The organism is Rhizobium bangladeshense (genome assembly GCF_017357245.1).
Classification (GTDB): Bacteria; Pseudomonadota; Alphaproteobacteria; order Rhizobiales; family Rhizobiaceae; genus Rhizobium; species Rhizobium bangladeshense.
The window spans coordinates 1,523,333-1,539,466 of sequence record NZ_CP071612.1 but is presented as its reverse complement, the minus strand read 5'-3'; the positions used below and the strand labels follow the sequence as shown (position 1 = coordinate 1,539,466).

13 protein-coding genes are annotated in these 16,134 nt (G+C 61.1%); 5 read left to right on the top strand and 8 right to left on the bottom strand.

The features are described 5' to 3' along the window. Positions 1–75 precede the first annotated feature (75 nt). Positions 76–1,434: an esterase-like activity of phytase family protein gene (locus J2J98_RS07445; protein ID WP_207602758.1), complete on the top strand. Its 1,359-nt coding sequence runs from the start codon at positions 76–78 to the stop codon at positions 1,432–1,434. 158 nt (positions 1,435–1,592) lie between these two features. Here J2J98_RS07445 and ppx read toward each other — a convergent pair whose 3' ends face one another. The 4 genes from ppx to J2J98_RS07425 form a co-directional block, all read right to left on the bottom strand. Then, positions 1,593–3,113, bottom strand: coding sequence for an exopolyphosphatase (gene ppx / locus J2J98_RS07440; protein ID WP_064706840.1), 1,521 nt, complete (start codon positions 3,111–3,113; stop codon positions 1,593–1,595). Positions 3,114–3,125: 12 nt separating this feature from the next. Beyond that, positions 3,126–5,330, bottom strand: coding sequence for an RNA degradosome polyphosphate kinase (locus tag J2J98_RS07435; protein ID WP_064706839.1), 2,205 nt, complete (start codon positions 5,328–5,330; stop codon positions 3,126–3,128). A 64-nt stretch (positions 5,331–5,394) separates the two neighbouring features. Beyond that, a complete protein-coding gene (gene hdaA / locus J2J98_RS07430) occupies positions 5,395–6,108 on the bottom strand; it encodes a DnaA regulatory inactivator HdaA (protein ID WP_207602757.1) in 714 nt (237 codons plus the stop codon). Beyond that, positions 6,101–7,225 carry an AI-2E family transporter gene (locus J2J98_RS07425; RefSeq protein ID WP_064706837.1) on the bottom strand — a complete coding sequence of 375 codons (1,125 nt, stop codon included), beginning with the start codon at positions 7,223–7,225 and terminating at the stop codon, positions 6,101–6,103. Before J2J98_RS07425 ends, hdaA begins: the two co-directional genes overlap by 8 nt. A 246-nt stretch (positions 7,226–7,471) precedes the next feature. Between J2J98_RS07425 and purM the strand changes: the two genes are divergently transcribed. Then, on the top strand, positions 7,472–8,545 hold the full coding sequence (gene purM / locus J2J98_RS07420; RefSeq protein ID WP_138395061.1) for a phosphoribosylformylglycinamidine cyclo-ligase: 1,074 nt from the start codon (positions 7,472–7,474) through the stop codon (positions 8,543–8,545). Next, on the top strand, positions 8,542–9,213 hold the full coding sequence (purN, locus tag J2J98_RS07415; RefSeq protein WP_064706835.1) for a phosphoribosylglycinamide formyltransferase: 672 nt from the start codon (positions 8,542–8,544) through the stop codon (positions 9,211–9,213). The genes purM and purN overlap by 4 nt, the downstream gene beginning before the upstream one ends. A 257-nt stretch (positions 9,214–9,470) precedes the next feature. Here the strand turns inward: purN and J2J98_RS07410 are convergent, their stop codons facing one another. The 3 genes from J2J98_RS07410 to J2J98_RS07400 all read right to left on the bottom strand — a co-directional run bounded on the left by J2J98_RS07410 (position 9,471) and on the right by J2J98_RS07400 (position 13,513). After that, entirely contained in the window at positions 9,471–10,640 is a 1,170-nt protein-coding gene (locus J2J98_RS07410; RefSeq protein ID WP_207602756.1) for an alpha-D-ribose 1-methylphosphonate 5-triphosphate diphosphatase, read from the bottom strand. Between the two features lie 147 nt (positions 10,641–10,787). Further along, a complete protein-coding gene (locus tag J2J98_RS07405) occupies positions 10,788–11,378 on the bottom strand; it encodes an NUDIX domain-containing protein (protein WP_064706833.1) in 591 nt (196 codons plus the stop codon). Then, the gene (locus tag J2J98_RS07400) at positions 11,375–13,513 is read right to left on the bottom strand and encodes a molybdopterin-containing oxidoreductase family protein (protein WP_245296714.1); all 2,139 of its coding nucleotides are present in this window, start codon (positions 13,511–13,513) and stop codon (positions 11,375–11,377) included. The genes J2J98_RS07405 and J2J98_RS07400 overlap by 4 nt, the downstream gene beginning before the upstream one ends. 81 nt (positions 13,514–13,594) lie before the next feature. Here J2J98_RS07400 and J2J98_RS07395 point away from each other — a divergent pair, with 81 nt between their 5' ends. Together J2J98_RS07395 and J2J98_RS07390 are read left to right on the top strand one after the other, a co-directional pair. Further along, positions 13,595–14,464, top strand: coding sequence for a 23S rRNA (adenine(2030)-N(6))-methyltransferase RlmJ (locus tag J2J98_RS07395; RefSeq protein WP_064711161.1), 870 nt, complete (start codon positions 13,595–13,597; stop codon positions 14,462–14,464). A gap of 58 nt (positions 14,465–14,522) precedes the next feature. Continuing rightward, positions 14,523–15,119 (top strand): glutathione S-transferase, encoded by a 597-nt coding sequence (locus J2J98_RS07390; RefSeq protein WP_064706830.1) that lies wholly within the window; start codon positions 14,523–14,525, stop codon positions 15,117–15,119. 95 nt (positions 15,120–15,214) lie between these two features. Here the strand turns inward: J2J98_RS07390 and J2J98_RS07385 are convergent, their stop codons facing one another. Then, the gene (locus J2J98_RS07385) at positions 15,215–15,850 is read right to left on the bottom strand and encodes an outer membrane protein (protein ID WP_064706829.1); all 636 of its coding nucleotides are present in this window, start codon (positions 15,848–15,850) and stop codon (positions 15,215–15,217) included. Between the last annotated feature and the right edge of the window lie 284 nt (positions 15,851–16,134).

Sequence of the window (16,134 nt, the reverse complement as noted above, 5' to 3'; positions counted from 1 at the left end):
CACTCAACCGTCAATTCGCTGACACGGAAGCCCTGTTAAGCGGAAGCCATTCGCATCCGTTCCATGGGGATATTTATGAAGAACGCCCTTTTTGCTTCCGTATCGCTTTTCATCCTGATTGCCGGCCCCGTTTCGGCCGACCAGCAGCAGTTCCCGGCCAAGCTCGCCGGCCAGGCGATCCTGCCTGCCAACACAATGGTTCCTGCTCCGGCCGACGCCCCCGATTTCCTCAAGCACTCCGGCAAGTTCACGACGTCGGACCGCAAGCGTACCGAAGCGCTCGGTACCGTTCCAGGCAAGGACGGCGCGCGTGTAACCGACCTGAAACTTCCGTTCGACGGCCAGCCGGTCCAGGGTTTTTCGGGCGTCAAGACGATGGCCGACGGGTCCTTCTGGACACTCTCCGACAACGGCTTCGGTTCCAAGGCCAACTCTTCCGATTCCATGCTGTTCCTGCACCAGATGAAGTTCGAGTGGGCCGCCAACAAGGCTGAGGTCGTCAAGAACCTCTTCCTCTCCGATCCGAACAAGATTGCCCCGTTCCCGATCGTGCTCGAAGGCACCGACACGCGCTACCTCACCGGCGCCGACTTCGACATCGAATCGATCCAGCCGGTTGCCGACGGCTTCTGGCTCGGCGATGAGTTCGGCCCCTATATCCTCAAGGTTGACACCGAAGGTCGCCTGACGGACGTGATCCCGACCACCCTCGACGGCAAGCCGGTGCTTTCGCCCGACAATCCGATGATCCAGCTGCCGGGCAACCCAGCCGCCAAGATGCCGGCCTTCAACCTGAAGCGCTCCGGCGGCTTCGAGGGCCTTGCCATGTCAAAAGATGGTTCCAAACTCTACGGCCTGCTCGAAGGCGCCATCTACGGGGATGACGGGACGATGGAAACAGCCGGCGGCCATACAGCTGTCCGCGTCATCGAATTCGACGTCGCCTCCAAGAAGTGGACAGGCCGCAGCTGGCTTTATCCCCTCGAAGACAAAGGCGTGGCGATCGGCGATTTCAACATGCTCGACGATACCACCGCCCTCATCATCGAGCGCGACAGCGGCGCCGGCACCAGCGATAAGGCCTGCGCCGATCCAAAGCAGCCGAAGCCGGATTGCTTCGAAGCTCCGGCCGTACTCAAGCGCGTCTACAAGATCGAATTCAATGACGCTAATGTCGGCAAGGCCGTCCGCAAGATCGGTTATATCGATCTCCTGAACATCCAGAACCCCGACAACAAGAAGAAGGCGGGCAGCAAGGACGGCGTCTACGACATGCCGTTCGTCACGATTGAAAACGTCGACCGCGTTGACGCCACGCACATCATCATCGGCAACGACAACAACCTGCCCTTCTCGGCTGGCCGCGCTGTCGACAAGGCTGATGACAACGAGTTCAGCTTGCTCGAGGTCGGCGAGTTCTTGAACGCGAAGTAAGCAGAAAATTCTGAGGACATCCGGAGGGCGGTGCGGTCAGCGCCGCCTTTTTTTTTCGCGAGGCACTACCTCAACCTCCCTCATTCCTGTGCTCGTCAGAGGAATGAGGGAGTGCGAACGAACCGCACCGCCGGAAGAGCCGCCGAAAGAATGCCTCTCTACTCGAACCGGAAAGCCAGCCGCTTGTTCGTCAGTCTCGACAACTGCTGCAGGCGGCCGTTCAGCCGCTCGCCGGCGAAATCGCGATATTCCGGCGGCACGACGAATTCGAGGTCGAAGTCCGGGTTCGACGATCTGCGGAAGGTCAGGTTCTTGACGATACCTGGCATGGAGGCCGAGAAGAGATAGACGACGCGCAGCATGCCGCCGAGCAGCTTGGCGCGCTCGATGAACTGCGGCGTGGCGATCTGTGCCAGCGGACCGGTCGCGCCGTCGTCGTGCAAGCCCTCGAAACGGTAATAATTGGTGAGCGCGATAAAGGCGCGGCCGGGATGGCTGATGCCGACGAAGGAGGAATGGGCGATGACGTTCAGCGCCTGCAGGCCACGATAATCGGGATGGGCGCGCCAACTGATATCGGCGAGCAGACAGGCGGCCTGGCGATAGCGGCTTTCCTCTTCGGTTTCCTGGACGTCGAAGAAGGGCATCATCCGGCCCGTCCATTCCGCCAGCTCGCGGGCATGCTCGGGCGAACGCGCACGCAGGATCGCCAGTTCGCCGGCGGCCGAAAGCAGCGGATCGAGGCGGCGCTCGGATTCGGAAAGCAGAGAATAGAGATAGCCCTCACGCACACCCTGCGCCGAGAAGGAAATCACCGAGGGCTTCATCGTGCCCAAGACTTCCTTCATGGCGATGGCGCCGAAGGGCAGCAGCGAGCGGCGATGTTTCGACACGGCCTGGAGCGCCGGCTCCCTGGAGTCGCGCGCGGTCATCACCTGATCGAGGAACAGCATCATCTCCTCGAACGATACCTCGTAGCCTTGCATCATGTGCAGCGGATAATGGGTGATCTCCATGTGCAACTTGGCTATGTTTCGCCAAGTGCCGCCAACGGCATAAAAGGTACGCCCCTCGCCTTTCGTCAAAAGCTTTGCCGTCTTCACCTGCTTGCGGGCGAAGTCGCGTGCTTTGGAAAGGGAGCCGCCGGCATATTCCGACAGGCGCAGGCCGCCGAGCGGCAGGGTGATGCCCTTGCCGATCTCCTTGCCCTTGATGTCGATCAGTTCCAGGGAGCCCCCGCCGAGATCGCCGGCGATGCCGTCGGGATTGTAGAAGCCGCTGATGATGCCGAGCGAGGCGAATTTCGCCTCCTCCTCGCCCGACAGCACGCGGATCTTGCGGCCGAGGATCGTTTCCGCCTGATGGATGAAATCAGGACCGTTGCTCGCCTCGCGCGCAGCCGCCGTCGCCAGAACATACATGGTAGCGGCGCGCGCTTGATCTGACAGGGCCTTGAAACGGTGCAGCGCCGCCAGAGCCCGGCCGACGCTCTCTTCATCCATCTTGCCGGTGACGGCTATGCCCTTGCCGAGGCCACAGAGGACCTTCTCGTTGAAGAGGATGGTCGGAGAGCGAGACATGCCTTCGTAGACGACAAGACGGATAGAATTCGATCCAATATCGACGACGGAGACCGGAGCGATCCCTGGAAGGCGCCCCTGGGCTTCAGATTCAACCATTTAGGTCCAGTTTTACTTGTTGTTGCGGCCTTCGAGCAGGCCGGCGATCAGCTTCGGCGCGCTTGATTTCAGCGCTTCACCGCGACCCGACAGGCTCGGATTGGTCATGAAATACTGTTGCGCATTGAAAGGTTCCTCGCCTCTGCGCACTTCCATGCGTCGGGACGTACCGTCGGGCAATATCTCGTAGCTTTGCTGATTGTCAATCACGTTGCCGAGCATAATCTGGGACAAGACCTGCTCGTGGACTGTCGGATTCGTTAGTGGGACCATGGTTTCGACGCGGCGGTCGAGGTTTCTCGGCATCATGTCGGCCGAGCCGATATAGACCAGCGCCTTGTCGGACGGCAGCCCGTGGCCGTTGCCGAAGCAGAAGATGCGGCTATGTTCGAGGAAGCGGCCAACGATCGACTTGACGCGAATCTTCTCCGAAAGACCGGGCACCTGCGGACGCAGGCAGCAGATGCCGCGCACGACGAGATCGATCTCGACGCCGGCATGGCTGGCACGATAGAGGGCATCGATGATGTCGGGGTCGACCAGCGCGTTCATTTTCATCCAGATCGCCGCCGGCCGACCGTTCCTGGCGTGTTGAATCTCTTCTTCGATGTGACGCAGGATGCGCGGGCGCAAGGTATTGGGAGAGACGGCGATCTGCATTCCTTCTTCCGGCTCGCCGTAGCCGGTGATGAAATTGAAGATGTTCGCCATATCGTGGGCGATAACGGGATTACAGGTGAAATAAGAGAGATCGGTGTAAATCTTGGCGGTGATCGGGTGGTAATTACCCGTTCCCAAGTGGCAATAGGTCCTGAGCTTGGCTTCCTCGCGACGGACGACCATCGACATCTTCGCGTGGGTCTTCAACTCGATGAAGCCGAAGACGACCTGCACGCCGGCGCGCTCGAGGTCGCGCGCCCAGCGGATATTCGCCTCTTCGTCAAAGCGAGCCTTGAGCTCGACCAGCGCCGTCACTGATTTCCCGGCTTCAGCGGCATCGACCAGCGCACGGACGATCGGGCTGTCGTTGGAGGTGCGGTAAAGCGTCTGCTTTATCGCCAGGACGTCAGGATCGCGCGCAGCCTGGAGAAGGAACTGGACCACCACGTCGAAGGATTCATAGGGGTGATGGACGACCATGTCCTTTTCGCGGATAGCGGCGAAGCAGTCGCCGGCATGTTCGCGGACGCGCTCGGGAAATCGCGCATTGTAGGGCTGAAACCTGAGATCGTCGCGCGGCGCCTTGGTGATCTCGGACAGTGTGTTCAACGCCAGGAGACCCGGCAGAACGGCGACGCGATTTTCCGGAATGCTGAGCGCCTGTACGACGAACTGGCGCAGCGATGGGGGCATTTCCGAATCGGTCTCGATGCGGATGACCTTGCCGCGGCGGCGGCGCTTCAGTGCCGTTTCGAAGAAGCGGACGAGATCCTCGGCCTCTTCCTCGACTTCGATATCACTGTCGCGGATGACGCGGAACGTACCGGAACCCTGTACCTCGTAGCCCGGATAGAGACGGTAGATGAAGATGTTGGCGACGTCTTCAAGCGTGATGTAGCGGATCGTGTTCGCATCATCCGGCAAGCGGACGAAGCGGTCGAGCGCCGGAGGCAGGCGCAGCAGTGCCGTCATCGGCTCGCGGCCATTCTTGCTGACGAGCTGCAGCCCGATCGAAAAACCGAGATTGGGAATGAAGGGGAACGGATGGGCCGGATCGATGGACAGCGGCGTCAACACCGGGAAGATCGCCTGTTCGAATTCCGCGGCGAGCCATTGACGGTCTGCGTCGCTCAAGGCGCCGGGGCGCACGATCAGGATGTCTTCCTTGGCGAGGTACTGCTGCAGCACGGCGAGCGAGGCCTGCTGCTCCATCTGCAGATGGTCGATCTCCTGCAGGATCGAGTCGAGCTGTTCGGCCGGCGTCTTGCCGTCAGGGCTGCGTATGGCGATGTTCTGACGCACCTGCCCCTCAAGGCCGGCGACGCGCACCATGAAGAACTCGTCGAGGTTGGCTGCCGAAATCGACAGAAAGCGGACGCGCTCGAGCAGCGGATGCTCTGTATTCAGCGTCTCTTCCAGGACGCGGCGGTTGAACTGCAGCCAGGAGAATTCCCGGTTGATGAAGCGCTCGGGGCTTGTCAGCAACTCTTCCAGAGGGGGGACGTTGTCGTTGGTTTCCGGAGTGAGTTCCTGATGTTCTGCGACTGCACTATCCATGGTCCGCTACCCCGTTTCAATCGCCGACGGCAATTATATCAGTTTCACGACGGAACTGTGACAGTCAATCGGCCCGTTCCGAATTTCCCAATTCATTCAATACCTCGGCAGCAAGCGGGCGGGTGATCCTGGTGCCCCGCGAAAGGGCCAGCCGGTCGAGCCTATCGACGATCGTCTGGGCCGCGTTGAGCGACCGCTCCATCCGGTTAACGATATAGAGCACGACCTTGTCATCTATATAAAGCTGCCGGTCGGCGAAGAGCTTGACGATCACCTGCGACAACAACGCCTCGTCGGGTTCGCCGATCTCGACGACGGTCGCGGCCTTCAGGCGCGAACGCAGATCGGGCAGGGAAACCGGCCAGGATATCGGCCAGAGACGGCTCGTTATCAACAGGCTGGTGCCGTTTTCGCGCACGCTGTTGATGACGTGGAAAAGCGCATTGTCGTCGAAACCGAGGCGGTCTGCATCCTCGAACAGCACCGGGCCGGCGGCCGCTGCCACGGCGGCGTCCGAGCCACGCTCGGGATGGATGCTGACGGCGCCGCTCAGCTCGCGCCAGATGCGGGCGAGGTGCGATTTTCCCGAGCCGACGGGGCCGGCGAGGACCACGACCGGCGACGGCCATGCCGGCCACGCATCGACGATTGCCACAGCGGCGGCGAGACGCTCCGAGATCAGGAGGTCGTCGCGCCCGCTTGCGGCAGCATGCGAAAACACCAGCGGCAGCTGCTCTCCGGCCTTGCGCTTCGGATCAGCGTTTTTCACGTCATTCATTGGGTACTGATTTCGTCTTCGGGGCGCGGCCGTCTGATGACCCGCCAAAATAAAGATCGCTCTGAAGGTAGCGCGAAAGCGCGAAGCGAACAAGAACGCCAACGGCGGCGGCGGCCGGCACGGCGATCAGAAGTCCGACGAAACCGAAGAGTGCGCCGAAGGCAAAGAGCGCGAACATCAGCCAGACCGGATGCAGACCGACGCTGGAGCCGACGAGCTTCGGCTGCAGGATATTGCCTTCGAGGAACTGGCCGCTGAAAAAGACGACGAGCACCAGCCCGATCCACGGATAATCCGGCCAGAACTGAACGAGCGCCACGCCGACGGAGAGAACGAGACCGACCAGTGAACCGACATAGGGAATGAAACTGATCATGCCGGCGAAGAGGCCGATCAGCAGGCCGAAGTTCAGCCCGACGAGAGACAGGCCGGCGGCATAATAGATGCCGAGGATGAGGCAGAGGGAACCCTGGCCGCGGATGAAGCCGGCGATCGCCTGATCGATCTCACTGGCGATCTGGCGGACATCGCTGACGTAATCGCGCGGGATCCATTGGTCGACCTTGGCGACCATGCGGTCCCAGTCGAGCAGGATATAAAAGGCGACGACGGGGGTGACGACGAGCAGCGATATGACGTCGACGATCGCCTTGCCGGAATTCCAGATCTGCGCGAAGAGCCCGGTCAGGAAGCCCATGCCTTCGGAAAGGATGCCGGAGAAATTGTCCTTGATCGTGCCGGCCTGGCTCCTGATCCATTGCGGCAGCAGAGAATTCTTCGAGGTATCAATGAACTGCTGGAGCTGGCTGATGTAACCTGGCAACCGCTCGGCGAAATCGTTGAACTGGCTGACGAGCACGGGGATGAGGATCATCAGCGCCAAGGTGAAGACGATAACGAAGGCGATCAAGATGACGATGGTCGCCATCATGCGGTTCAGGCCCAGCCGCTGCAACCTGTCCGCCACCGGATCGAGGAAATAGGCGATCGCCATGCCGGCGACGAAGGGCAGCAGGATCGAGCTGAAGACATAAAGGAAGGCGATGAAGAAGACGAGCACGGCCAGCCAGAAGAAGATCTGGCGCTTCAGACTGTTGCCGCTGACATGCTGTGGCATCGCTTCCCCGCTGATCGCTCGCCGCCGCTAAACGCCGCGTTCTATCCGACGCGGTCATTCAGCACATAGGATGCAGGCGCGAAGATGGTCAACCCTATAGCGCCAAATCCGGGAAAGGCGGGTTGAAGACGCGGGAAATTGGGGGCTTTTCCCATGCGACGCTTGCATAAAGGCCCCTGTCATGCAATTGCGACCGGCAGATGACGCGGCATGTTGGCCGCCTGGAAACAGCCATCGGAGACCAGCATGAGCCAGTCTGGGAAAAACGGCCTGACCTACAGCGATGCTGGCGTCGATATCGATGCCGGCAACCTCCTCGTCGAAAAGATCAAGCCGGCGGTGCGCTCGACCCGCCGCCCGGGCGCCGACGGCGAGATCGGCGGCTTCGGCGGGCTCTTCGACCTCAAGGCCGCGGGCTTTACTGACCCGGTCCTCGTCGCCGCCAATGACGGCGTCGGCACGAAGCTGAAGATTGCCATCGACGCCGATTACCACGACACCGTCGGCATCGATCTTGTCGCCATGTGTGTCAACGATCTCGTCGTGCAGGGCGCCGAGCCGTTGTTCTTCCTCGATTATTTCGCAACCGGCAAGCTCGATCCCAACCAGGGTGCGGCGATCGTCGGCGGCATTGCCGCGGGCTGCCGCGACGCCGGCTGTGCACTGATCGGCGGCGAGACGGCCGAGATGCCCGGCATGTATTCCTCCGGTGATTATGATCTCGCCGGCTTTGCCGTCGGCGCCGCCGAGCGCGGCAAGCTGCTGCCCTCGGGCGATATCGCCGAGGGTGACGTGATCCTCGGCCTCGCCTCCTCGGGCGTCCATTCGAACGGCTTTTCGCTGGTGCGCAAGATTGTCGAACTGTCCGGCCTGGGCTGGGATGCTCCGGCGCCATTCGCCGATGGCAAGAAGCTCGGCGAAGCCCTACTCGAGCCGACGCGTATTTATGTCAAGCCGCTCTTGAAGGCGATCCGCGAGACCGGCGCGCTGAAGGCGCTGGCGCACATCACCGGCGGCGGCTTCCCGGAGAATATTCCGCGCGTGCTGCCGAAGCATCTGGCGGCCGAGATCAATCTTGCCGCCATCAATGTGCCGCCGGTCTTCTCGTGGCTTGCCAAAACGGGCGGCGTCGAAGCCAAGGAAATGCTGCGCACCTTCAACTGCGGCATCGGTATGATCGTCGTCGTCGCCGAAGAGAATGTTGGCGTGGTATCGAAGGCGCTCGAAGCCGAAGGAGAAGCGGTCGTCACGCTCGGCCGCATGATCGCCCGTGACGAAGGCGCTGCCGGTACGGTCTACAAGGGCACGCTTGCCATATGACCACGCCGCGCAAACGCGTCGTCGTCTTCATATCAGGCGGCGGCTCCAACATGATGGCGCTGGTTGCGGCGGCCAAGGCCGCCGACTATCCGGCCGAAATCGTCGGCGTGATATCAGACAGGGCAGAGGCCGGGGGCCTTGCCAAGGCGGAGGCCGAAGGCATCGCCACCTTCGCCTTCCCGCGCAAGGACTATGCGAGCAAGGAAGCGCATGAGGTGGCGATCTTTTCCGCGCTCGACAGCCTTTCGCCCGACATCCTTTGCCTGGCAGGCTATATGCGGCTGCTGACCGCGACCTTCATCCAGCGTTATGAAGGCCGCATGCTCAACATCCATCCTTCCCTGCTGCCGTTGTTCCCGGGCCTGCACACGCACCAGCGCGCCATCGATGCCGGCATGCGGATTGCCGGCTGCACCGTGCATTTCGTCACCGAAGGCATGGATGAGGGACCGGTGATCGGCCAGGCCGCCGTCCCCATTCTCTCCGGCGACACGGCCGAAAGCCTAGCCGCGCGCGTGCTCACCGTCGAGCACCAGATCTATCCGCAAGCACTGCGGCTCTTTGCCGAAGGCCGCGTGACGATGGAAGGCGGCAAGGCTGTGGGTGCTGGGGGTCTGACCGCTGCGCCTAAGGCTCTGCTTATTTCTATGATTGGCGACAGCGCATAAAGCGCATTTCCATGTGGGGCAGTTCGGACAGCTACCGAAATCTGACAACGCCTTATGCTGCTCTGGCTTGTCTCAATGGCTCTGATTCGAGGGCTGCCCCTCATCCGCCTGCCGGCACCTTCTCCCGTTTTGACGGCGAAAGGGGATATGCCGCACCTTCTCGGTCTCCTGCAAACCCCTCGCATGGCACGTCCCCTCTCCCCGTCTTACGAGCAGAGGGTTCGGGTGAGGGGCGAAAACACAATTAGGGTAATGCATCAAGCGGCCAGCGCCCGCAGCGGATGCAGCGTGCCATCGCTGTAGACGAAGCGTCCGGCGCGGAAGGTGGCGCGGATGCGGTTGATCTCACCCCGCTCGACAGCGACCAGATCGGCGCGCTGGCCAATGGCGATCTCGCCGCGGTCCAGGAGGCCGGCGGAGCGGGCTGCGTTGCCGGTCGCCATGGCGACGGCGGCCGGCAGGCCGCCTTCGACCATATCCGCGAGCTTGAAGATGCCGGGAACGAAGGCCGCCGGATGATAATCGGCGGCGATGATGCCCAAGAGACCGGCCCTTGCGGCATCGAGGGCGCTGAGATTGCCTGACATCGACTGGCCGCGCAGCGCGTTCGGAGCACCCATCAGCGTCCAGAGGCCCCGCCGGCGCGCCTCTTCGGCCGCAGGTGCGGTGACAGGAAACTCGCTTATGGTGACGCCGAGATCATGCATTTCGGCGACTTTTTCGACGCTGTCATCGTCATGCGAGGCGAGCGACAGCTTGTGTTTCAGCGAAAGCGCGACGATCTCCCTCAGCTTCGCCTCGATCTCGGGATTGTTGCGCATGGCGATGCGCTTGGCGACGATCTCCGCTGCAATTTCCTCGGAGATTGCGCGGCGCTCGGAAATGCTGAGGATGTAGCTTTGCAGGTTGTTGTACTGACCTTGGCCCGGCGTGTGGTCGGTCAGGGACACCATATCGATCTGATCGGCATTCAACAACCGCTCGAGTGCGGGAGCGGCGCCGACATTGGTGATCTCGTAACGGGCATGGACGCGGTGGTCGACCAGAAGATCATCACGCAGCTGGTTGATGCCCTCGATCACCGCCGACGTCGTCTCCAGCGAGCGGACGTGACCATAGACGCTTTCGGTCGCGAAAGAGACGGCGGCAAAGGCCGTAGTGATCCCGGCGGCGGCAAGTTTTTTGTCGAGTTCGTGAATCCCGAAATCGATCGGCATCGTCGCATTCGGCCGCGGCGCGATCTCGCGCTCGATCATATCGCCGTGCAGGTCGACAAAGCCCGGCATCAGCAGCCGCCCGCCGCCATCGATCGCAGCCTGCGCGACCGGCTCCGGCCTGATCTCGGCGATGGCGCCGTCCTCGACACGGACTGACCCTTCGCTCACCACCTCGTCCGGGAGCACGAGGGTGAAATTGCTGAGCCACATGGGCTTTCTCCTGACTGCATCCGATAATCGATAAACCGCAGCGGATAGAACCGCTTCGTGACAGAGGTATGAATTTCCGAGCGCTGCAGCTCAATGCCGGAGCTGTCGTGGGGCAATCGACAATTCCCTCGCAGTCGTCCCTACCCGCTACCTGATTCTATCCCTGTTCAACGCGGCCCATTGCAAAAGCATGATCGTCTTGGCGTCGAAAATCTCGCCGGTCTCGATCATCCGCGCGGCTTCGTCGAGCGGAATTTCCAGCACCTCTATATCCTCATGCTCCTCATCGAGACCGCCGCCTTCGGCCACCCGGTCGGTGGTGTCGATCAGGGCTGCGAAGAAGTGGACGACTTCGGTGATCGCACCCGGCGACATGTAGCATTTGAAGAGAAAGTGCGCCTCGCGCAGGCGATATCCGGTCTCCTCCATCGCCTCGCGGCGGATCGCGGTCTCGGGATGATCGTTGTCGAGAAGTCCGGCCGGCACTTCAATCACCCAGGCGGGATCGCCGTTCATATGCACAGCAAGACGGAACTGGCGGACAAGGACGACGAGATCGCGTTTCGGATCATAAAGCAGAATGCAGGCGGCCGGCGTGCGGTGATAGACCTCCCGCTTCAACCGCTGGGTCGCGCCGTTACGGTCGATATAGTCGAGCAGATAGCTGCTCAACCGCGTCCACCCATTCGACAGCGTTTCCTCGCCGACTATTTCCACCCGTGATTTCGACTGCATCATGCTGCGTCCTTGCGAAGCCAGACTTTGTTGTCGTGCACGGCCGCTCCGCCATAGGGCGCGACCGGATCGGCGCCCGTAAGGACGTTGATGCCCTCGCCGTCTACATGCGCCTTGTTCGGCCAGAGCCCCTCGGCAATCAGCACGCCCGGTTTCACCTCGGTGGTGATACGGGCGTGGAGGCGGAGATCGCCGCGAGTGTTGCCGATGCGGACAAGATCGCCATGGACGATGCCGTTGGCTTCGGCATCAACAGGATTGATCATTACCTCGGGCCGGCCTTCCTTCTGACGGGAGGTCTTGGTCTCGGAGAAGCTCGAATTCAGGAAGTTGCGAGCCGGTGACGTAGCGAGACGGAAGGGATGCTCCGGATCGGCGACCTCGATGACGTCGACCTGATCGGGGAACGCTGGCAGCTGGGCATGCGGCCCGAGCGCGCCGATCGCGGCCGGCGGTTTGTTCGGCGCCGGCTGATTGATCCAGTCGGGGCGAAAGTGGAACTTACCGTCGGGATGGGCAAAGCCGTTCAAATAATGGGCCTCCTCGAAAACCGGCTGGCGATCGAACCATTTGTGTTCGAGGAAGTGGTCGTAGTCCGGCAGGTCGCTCGATTTAAGAATGCGGTCGATCATTTCGCGGGCGGTGAAGCCGAAACCCGGGCGATCCGCGACGCCCAAACGTTTTGCCAGTTCCTCGATCACGAAGAGGTTGGTGCGGACGCCAGACGGAGGCTCGACCAGTTTAGGCCCGAGCAGGATGTGGTTCTGGCCGCCGGCTCGATAAATATCGTCGTGCTCGACGAACATGGTCGCAGGCAGCACGATGTCGGCAATCTCGGCCGTTTCGGTCATGAACTGCTCGTGGACAGCGACAAAGAGATCGTTGCGGGCAAAGCCGCGTCTGACGAGGCGCTGCTCGGGGGCGATGTTGGCGGGATTGGTGTTCTGGATCAGCATCGCCGTTACCGGTCCGCGATGGCGCAGCGCCACCGCATCGCCGGTCAGCACTCGGCCGATCTGTGACTGGTCGAGCATGCGGATGTCGACATCCTTCATCGATCGGCCGGTCAGCTCCGCATTGTTCATGCGGAAGATATCGCTGTTCGAATGAAAGGCACCGCCGCCCTCATACTGCCAGGACCCGAGAACGGTAGCGACGGAGGCGGCCGCATGCATGGCGACAGCGCCGTTGCGCTGGCGGGTGAAGCCGTAACCGAGGCGGAAGAAGGTCTTCTTCGTCGTGCCGACCAGGCGGGCAAAGGCTTCGATCTCTTCGACCGAAAGGCCGGTGATGGCCGCCGCCCATTGCGGGGTCTTGGTCTTCAGATGCGCCTCGAGACCTTCGGGATCATCGGCATATCTCGCCATATAATCACGATCAGCATAGCCATCTCGGAAGGCGACATGCATGGCGGCGCAGGCAAGTGCGGCATCCGTGCCCGGCTTGACGATCAGCGCCATATCGGCCTGCTTCATCGTCGGATTGTCATATATGTCGATGACGACGATCTTGGCGCCGCGTTCCTTGCGCGCCTTGATGGCGTGGGTCATCACATTGACCTGGGTCGAGACCGCATTGGTGCCCCAGATGACGACGCAATCGGTGCGGCCCATCTCGCGCGGGTCGGGGCCGCGCAGCGCCCCGGTCGCCATGGTGAAGCCGGTCCAGGCCGGGTTGGTGCAGATTGAGGAGAAGAAACCGGAATAGCGCTTGGCGTGGCGCAGGCGATCGATCGAATCGCGCTGCACCCAACCCATCGTGCCGGCATAGAAATAGGGCCAGACCGCCTCGCTGCCGTCCCTCGCCTCGGCCTTCAAGAAGGCTTCGGCAATCTCATCCAGCGCGTCGTCCCAGGAAATCTGCTGCCATTGCCCTGCCCCTTTGGGGCCGCCGCGGCGTAGGGGATGCATCAGGCGGTCGGGATGGTAGAGCCGTTCGGCATAACGGGCGACCTTTGCGCAGATGACGCCCGAAGTGTAGGAATGGTCGCCCGCGCCGCGCACCCGACCGATGCGGCCGTCCTCGGATATCTCGACCTCCAATGCGCAGGTGGAGGGACAGTCGTGCGGACAGGCCGTGTGGCCGATCTTGCTGTCCAGCTTCGGGGATTTGGCGTCGATGGGGGTCGCAATGTTCATGGCATTTGTATATGCCAAGGCCTGCATGGCCAAAAGCCAGAAAAACGCCCATGACGTGAATTCATACGGACATCAGCGAAAATGAACTACCGCCACATCTACCACGCGGGCAATTTTGCCGATGTGCTGAAACATTCCGTGCTGGCCCGGCTGATCCGTTACATGCAGAAGAAGGAGGGCGCCTTCCGCGTGCTCGATACGCATGCCGGCATCGGCCTTTACGACCTCTCCTCGGAGGAGACGCAAAAGACCGGAGAATGGGTAGACGGCATCGGCAAATTGATGGAGGCGGAACTGGGGCCCCAGGTTTCCGAGCTACTGGAGCCCTACCTTTCGGCAATCCGCGAACTCAATCCTGAGGGCGGTATCCGCTTCTATCCCGGCTCGCCGAAGCTTGCCCGCATGCTGTTTCGGCCGCAGGATCGGCTTTCGGCGATGGAGCTGCATCCCGAGGATTATGCCCGCCTGCACCGGCTGTTCGAAGGCGATCACCACGCCCGCATCACCGAACTCGATGGCTGGCTGGCGCTCGGCGCACATCTGCCGCCGAAGGAGAAGCGCGGCATCGTTCTGGTCGACCCACCTTTCGAGGAAGAGGGCGAATATCAGCGTCTCGCCGCCGGGCTGGAAAAGGCCTATCGCCGCTTTCCCGGCGGCACTTATTGTCTGTGGTATCCGCTCAAGAAGGGCGCGCCGATCAAGGAATTTCATGAAACGCTGCAGGCGCTCAATATTCCCAAAATGCTCTGCGCCGAACTCACCGTTCGCAGCGACCGCGGCATTACCGGACTGACCGGCTCCGGCCTCGTCATCGTCAACCCGCCCTTCACCCTGAAGGATGAGCTGCACCAATTGCTGCCCGCATTGAAGGATCTTTTGGCGCAGGACCGTTTCGCCTCGCACCGCGCCTTCTGGCTGCGCGGCGAGAACAAGACGGTCAAGGACGATTGACCGGGCAATCCGCATCCGGGATAGTCCGTGCCGCAGCCCCAGTCTCATCAGGTGTCCCATGAAGCTCCTCTGCTCACCCGCCTCGCCTTATTCCAGCAAGGTGCGGATGGCCGCGCATTTTCTGGGCATCGAGTTGAACGCCGTCCGGGTCGACACCAATACCGCGCCGGCGATCCTGGTGGACAGCAATCCGCTCGGCAAGATCCCGACGCTGCTGACGGATGACGGCGTCTCGATCTTCGACAGCGTGGCGATCATGCATTATTTCGATCGGCTGACTAAGGGCGGCCTCTACCCTTCCAAAAACGGCAAACGCACGGATGCGGAAGTGCTCGAGGCGCTCTGCGACGGCATTTGCGACTGCCTGCTCACGATCGTCTACGAACGGCGCTTCCGCGACGAGGAAAAGGTCCATCAGCCCTGGATCGACCGGCAATGGAAGAAGGTGACGGCGGGACTTTCCCATCTCGGCGCCAAGCCGCCGAAGCTCGGCAAGAGGCTGAATGGCGGACATTTCGCACTCGCAGCTACACTCGACTACCTCGACCTGCGCTTCAAGGACCAGTGGGAAGCCGATCATGCGCCGCTGATCGACTGGCTGGGTCAGTTCGAAAAGAAATTCCCGGCTCATCGTGAGCTCAAAGCCAGCGCCTGATGCGGAAATCGCGACAAAGCGTCTGCTAACAACGAGCAAACAGCAAAAAGCCGGGCGATAAGCCCGGCTTCTGCATATTGGAATGTTCAATCGTCTTAGAACTTGACGCCGATACCGAGCTTGACGCTGTTCTCGTCGTAACCGCGCGAGAAGCTGCCGGAGTCGAGGTCGTAGTCCTTGCTCTGGTAGTCGGTGTAGCGATATTCCAAGCGCGTCGTGATGTTGTTGGTCACGAAGGCTTCGACACCGGCACCGACAGTATAGCCGTAGTTCGTCTTGCTTTCATCCGAGGTACCGTCGGAAACCTTGATATTGCCGATGGCAAGACCGGCCGTGCCGTAGAGCAGGAAGGGGTTCATGTCGTAGCCGACGCGGCCACGGACGGAGCCGTTCCAGCCATATTTGTTCTCGACGCCGCCCGAGGAAACGTCGTCGCCGCTGTAGCCGAGATCGGATTCAACGCCGTAAACGATCTGGCCTGCTTGCCAGTTGTAACCGGTGAAGACCTGGCCGCCGAAACCGTAGGTGTGGCGATCGGAACCGAAGTCGCCCATGTTGTAGGTGCCGGCGCCGCCGAGGTAGAAGCCCTCCCAGTTGCCGGCCGGCTTGACCGGAGCGTCCTGAGCAATCGGTGCTTCCGGAACCTGATCGACAGCATCGGCCGCCTGAGCTACCGAAACGCCCGCAATCGCAAAAGCGGAGGCCATGAGGCCAGCAATGAGTACACGCATACTTTTCTCCTTTCAGTCCCGCGCCGCTTTCATCTGTCTCTCAGCGAAGCATTGGCGGGGAAATTGCCAGATGTCCCTTCCGGATCGAGACTGAAATTGGAACTGAATTGCGGATTTGAAAGAGCCAAATTGTGATATCATTGTGGCTGCCACGTGGCGGAAATTCGATGTTGCTTGCGAGCAACATACCCTTCATTAACCTTACTCGGAAGTTAAACTTGAATTACTTATTTTAGGAAATCGCATTATTAAATAATACATAGAATATCCTGGTCGCGGAGGCA

Coding starts and splice junctions, on each gene's coding strand:
- J2J98_RS07400 (WP_245296714.1), bottom strand. CDS start 13,513: ATGAACATTGCGACCCCCATCGACGCCAAATCCCCGAAGCTGGACAGC.
- J2J98_RS07410 (WP_207602756.1), bottom strand. CDS start 10,640: ATGTGGCTCAGCAATTTCACCCTCGTGCTCCCGGACGAGGTGGTGAGC.
- ppx (WP_064706840.1), bottom strand. CDS start 3,113: ATGGTTGAATCTGAAGCCCAGGGGCGCCTTCCAGGGATCGCTCCGGTC.
- J2J98_RS07445 (WP_207602758.1), top strand. CDS start 76: ATGAAGAACGCCCTTTTTGCTTCCGTATCGCTTTTCATCCTGATTGCC.
- purN (WP_064706835.1), top strand. CDS start 8,542: ATGACCACGCCGCGCAAACGCGTCGTCGTCTTCATATCAGGCGGCGGC.
- J2J98_RS07435 (WP_064706839.1), bottom strand. CDS start 5,330: ATGGATAGTGCAGTCGCAGAACATCAGGAACTCACTCCGGAAACCAAC.
- J2J98_RS07395 (WP_064711161.1), top strand. CDS start 13,595: ATGAACTACCGCCACATCTACCACGCGGGCAATTTTGCCGATGTGCTG.
- J2J98_RS07390 (WP_064706830.1), top strand. CDS start 14,523: ATGAAGCTCCTCTGCTCACCCGCCTCGCCTTATTCCAGCAAGGTGCGG.
- purM (WP_138395061.1), top strand. CDS start 7,472: ATGAGCCAGTCTGGGAAAAACGGCCTGACCTACAGCGATGCTGGCGTC.
- J2J98_RS07405 (WP_064706833.1), bottom strand. CDS start 11,378: ATGATGCAGTCGAAATCACGGGTGGAAATAGTCGGCGAGGAAACGCTG.
- hdaA (WP_207602757.1), bottom strand. CDS start 6,108: ATGAATGACGTGAAAAACGCTGATCCGAAGCGCAAGGCCGGAGAGCAG.
- J2J98_RS07385 (WP_064706829.1), bottom strand. CDS start 15,850: ATGCGTGTACTCATTGCTGGCCTCATGGCCTCCGCTTTTGCGATTGCG.
- J2J98_RS07425 (WP_064706837.1), bottom strand. CDS start 7,225: ATGCCACAGCATGTCAGCGGCAACAGTCTGAAGCGCCAGATCTTCTTC.